This is a genomic window from Collinsella sp. (genome assembly GCF_052346665.1).
Classification (GTDB): domain Bacteria; phylum Actinomycetota; class Coriobacteriia; order Coriobacteriales; family Coriobacteriaceae; genus Collinsella.
The window spans coordinates 73,454-77,859 of record NZ_DAWDUX010000002.1; the positions used below are offsets into that span (position 1 = coordinate 73,454).

Genomic DNA, 4,406 nt, shown 5'->3' on the forward strand with positions numbered 1-4,406 from the left:
TCTTCCTCGCTTCAAAGCGATTATTGAGTACAACGGTAGCTACCACGACGAGTCAACGATACGTCGTCGAGATGAGGCGCGGGCACTCGGGCTCATGAGCATGAACGTTGACGTATACCGGCTAAACGACCTGCAGCTCAAAGATGCGGCGGCACTCGAATCAGTCGCACGCACACTCTATCGGAGAAAGCAGATCCAGTTTAGTCCCCGAGCTCGTGCATACGCTTCAAAATGCCCGGAATTGCTCAGAGAATTGCGCCAGGCTGTCGGTCTCGGCAATTAACGCACTCGAGTATATGGCACTTGTTATGACTCACTTACAAAAAATGACAATGTGTACCTTTGAGCAGTCAGGAAAGGTACCGAAGACGCTACTAAGCAACTTCGAAGGCATAGTGTACGAAGAAGAGCCCTCTTTTATTTAACACCTGTTTGTTACCTCAGCGCTTCAAGGCGTTTTGCAACAGGTACCTTCCTCCAAAATGGTCCTTATCCGGACCCTAAGGTACATATTGTCGATATTTGTAAGTGTTTTTGCACGGACAACATTTTCGAGACGCCAGCGATCGGGACACCAAAGCGGGGCCCGCGCTTGAGCGCGGACCCCGCTTACGGTCAGGCGCTGCCAAACCAGTTAAGAGCGCAAGGACTAGGGGCTCCAGAAGCCCCAAGCCACGATGCTCCTAGACGATGCCCTGAGCCATCATGGCATCGGCAACCTTCTTGAATCCAGCGATATTAGCGCCGACCATGTAATTGCCCTCGAAGCCGTATGCGGCAGCGGCATCATCGCAGGCATGGTAAATGCCGCGCATAATGCTCTCGAGCTTGGCGTCGACCTCGTCGAACGTCCAAGAAATGTGACCGGCGTTCTGGCTCATCTCGAGACCAGAAGTGGCAACACCGCCGGCATTCGCGGCCTTACCGGGCATGAAGGCGACGCCGTTCTCAATGAGGTAGTTGGTCGCATCGGTGGTTGTGGGCATGTTTGCGCCCTCGCCGACTACCTTGCAGCCGTTTGCCACGAGTGCCTGGGCGTCCTCGAGAAGCAGCGTGTTCTCACGAGCGCACGGCAACGCGATGTCGCAGGGAAGCTGCCACACGCCGCGGCCGTCCTCCGCGTGCCAAGTGGCACTCGGGTGAGCGTCGACGTACATGGCAAGGCTCACGCCGCGGTCGTTGCCGGAACGCTTCTTGTTGTAGATATCCTCGAGCACCTGATAGTCGATGCCCTCGGGGTCCTCGACCCAGCCCTTGGTATCGGAAGCGGCAATCACCTTGCCGCCAAGCTGGGAGACCTTCTGGATAGCGTAAATGGCAACGTTGCCGGAACCATGAACCACAACGGTCTTGCCCTCGAAGGACTCTCCGTGGCACTTGAGATACTCATCGACGAAGTACACGAGTCCGTAGCCGGTTGCCTCGGTGCGAGCGAGGGAGCCGCCAAACGAGAGCCCCTTGCCAGTGAGAACGCCCGTCCACTCATTGCGCAGGCGCTTGTACTGACCGAACATGTACCCAATCTCACGTCCGCCCACGCCAAGGTCACCGGCGGGAACATCGGTATCGGGGCCGATGTGACGGTAGAGCTCCGTCATGAAAGACTGGCAGAAACGCATGATCTCGTTGTTGGACTTGCCCTTGGGGTCGAAGTCGGAGCCGCCCTTGCCGCCGCCCATGGGCAGCGTGGTAAGGGAGTTCTTGAAAATCTGCTCAAAACCCAGGAACTTGAGCATGCCCAGCGTCACCGTGGGATTGAAACGCAGGCCACCCTTGTAGGGCCCGATTGCGGAGTTGAACTCGACGCGGTATCCGCGGTTGACCTGACACTTACCGGAGTCGTCAACCCAGGGAACGCGGAACATGACAATGCGCTCGGGCTCGACCAGACGCTCGAGAAGAGACGCCTCCTCATATGCGGGCTCCTTGTCGACAGCGGGCGCGATCGAGGTAAGGACCTCGTCGGCAGCTTGGATGAACTCGGGCTGATCGGCATAGCGCTCGTGCAGCTCGGCGATGACCCTCTCGGTGTAGGTCATGGTTTGCCTCCAATGTATGAGAATGCTGATGCGGTGCATATAGTACTACGGCTGAATAGGGCAAAGGGGAAATGGAATGGACATGTTTCCTAGCGGTTTCGATGCGATGAACGCTCAATTGCCGATGACCGTTGCCGAATGCACGCAGGTGCTCTATAATCGCTAACGCCTTGGGACAAGCAGGGTCATGGTACCCCAGCTGCTCAGCACCTTCGGGACGTGGCGCAGTTTGGTAGCGCGCCTGCTTTGGGAGCAGGATGTCGCAGGTTCAAATCCTGTCGTCCCGACCACATTCGCGGGCGTAGTTCATCGGTAGAACCTCAGCCTTCCAAGCTGATGAGGCGGGTTCGACTCCCGTCGCCCGCTCCAGTAAAAGACGCAGGTCAGAGTTGTTAAAACCCTGGCCTGTTTTGTTTTTCTGTTTTCATGGGACACGCCGATGGGGCACACTTGCGCAAAAATGCGACAGAAAACGCGGCGAGGAAGGCATGCCCCTTTGCCGCGTTTTCAGTCGAAAGCACTTAGCGCCGGTTAGTTCTTACGCCGAAACAATCTGGCACCGATGGCGGAAAGCGAAATGCCCGCAGCACCCAGCAACCCAACGATCGTAACCGGGTCGCCTGTGCGGGGCAGCGATGCGCCGCCATTCGATCCCGTAGAGCTATTGGGCTTCTGATCGGTCGCGCCGCTTGTTCCGCCACCAGGTTCTTGCTCACCGATGGCCGGCAACACAACCCGCTTTTCATCTCGGTACACGTTGCCCTCGAACTCGACCTCGGCTGTGTACACCACCAACCCGTCCTTGGTCTCGGTCGGCTCCGTCCGCACGCTCGTGACCTTGCAGGCAAGCTCCTGAGTCTCACCGCCCGCCGTATGTTTGAACGTCGCGGTCGCCTCCGAGTAATCATCGGACCAGACGAACTCGGGAGCAAGGTAGCCCGCGACGGTGATGCGGCACACGGTGTCGCCCACCATGGCATCGGTCACGCCGGGAGCCACACCCGTGACCTTGAGGCGCTGCTCGGTGCGCCCAGGATCGACCTTGACCACATGCGCGTATTTATTACCCACACCCAACGAAGGGTTAAGCACAAAACGCTCCTCGCCCATTGATGCGACGATGAGATACTGGCCACCGTCGACCACCTGAGCGGCATCGGTCACGCGAACATATCCGGGGATTGGCGATGTGCTCGCATCCTCCCCCTCCTTGGCTGGACGATAGAGCTCCATGGAGTCTCCAGCAAGGTCATTACCACCGCACTGGTCGAAGCAAGCTTTGCCGTCGCGCCAAAAATGCAGGTGCTTTTTCGTGCTCGTGTCATAAAGCCTGAACAGGTTGTTCGCCTCGAACTTAAGCTGGATGACGCCCGCCTGCCCCTGCCCGGGAAGACCTGCCTTCTCGATCTTGAGATATGCGGTCTCCCCGTCCTGCGTTGTACCGGAAACGGTCCAGTTCTCGCCGTTCGCGGTGAACGTGAAGAGCGCATCGCTCAAACGAATAGCCTCGCCCGCAAACGAGTTGTCCGAACCCAGACTGCCGGGAATCTCACCCCAGACCTCAGAGAGCTTTTGAGACGTGACTTCGATGGAGGCGATGCTTTCATCGGGCTTGTGGGCGATTTCGACACCATTGACGCCCAACGTCGTGCTCTCGCCGGGACTGACAACAACCTCGACGAGCTTCTCGGGGGCAACCGTCACCGTGTAGCTGACGCCAGACGCAGGGTCGACAAACTCCACCACGCCCTCGCGCTTGCCCTCAAACGTCACCGTCGAAGTACCGTCACCATTATCCTCGACCTTGATTCCAAGAATCGCGGTGTCGACATTCTCATATCCCTTGAGCGAACCCTCGATCTCAAACTCGATCTCGCCGTACAGGGGCACCGAAACATTCCGCTCGTTGCCAATCTCAGCGTTAGGGGCAATATCTTCGATGGAGAAGCTCTCGTACGTAATGCTGTCGGCACTTGCCGCGGTCTGCTTAGTCTCGTACAGGATGCCAATAGATCCATCGGGCAACTCGGTCATGGACGAATAGGCGAACCAGGTGCCATTCTTGGTGACATCAAAGGTGTAGTCCCAGCTGATGCCACCGTCATCCTGCACCAAACCGACATTGATCGTGCCATTGATGCGGCGGCTCGCCGAAGGACAGGACAGGATGATGGCAGTCTTGCCGTCGATCTTCTCGGAATAGGTGATCGCGTTGATCTGGCACCCGGTGTCGATCGTAAGCCCCGAGGCGGGCAGACTTTTCTCGTCCCTCCACGTGACACCGTTATCGGTGGAAACGGCATACCAGCCGTGGCGGGCGAACAGGTAGAGCCTGCCATCGGCTTCGACCACCGTGGACTCGGAAGT

Annotated in this window: 1 protein-coding gene, 2 tRNA genes and 2 pseudogenes; 3 read left to right on the forward strand and 2 right to left on the reverse strand. The window is 57.8% G+C overall.

Annotated elements, in window-relative coordinates; genetic code table 11:
• Window positions 1-283: pseudogene (locus ACT8II_RS00910) on the forward strand (hypothetical protein); the annotation flags it as partial.
• A gap of 400 nt (window positions 284-683) precedes the next feature.
• Here ACT8II_RS00910 and gdhA read toward each other — a convergent pair.
• Window positions 684-2,039, reverse strand: coding sequence for an NADP-specific glutamate dehydrogenase (gdhA, locus tag ACT8II_RS00915; RefSeq protein ID WP_118653735.1), 1,356 nt, complete (start codon window positions 2,037-2,039; stop codon window positions 684-686).
• A 213-nt stretch (window positions 2,040-2,252) separates the two neighbouring features.
• Between gdhA and ACT8II_RS00920 the strand changes: the two genes are divergently transcribed.
• Together ACT8II_RS00920 and ACT8II_RS00925 are read left to right on the forward strand one after the other, a co-directional pair.
• Window positions 2,253-2,329 (forward strand) — tRNA-Pro (locus ACT8II_RS00920).
• 5 nt (window positions 2,330-2,334) lie between these two features.
• A tRNA-Gly gene (locus ACT8II_RS00925) sits at window positions 2,335-2,408 on the forward strand.
• A 162-nt stretch (window positions 2,409-2,570) separates the two neighbouring features.
• Here ACT8II_RS00925 and ACT8II_RS00930 read toward each other — a convergent pair.
• Window positions 2,571-4,406 (reverse strand): annotated as a pseudogene (locus tag ACT8II_RS00930) (hypothetical protein); the annotation flags it as partial.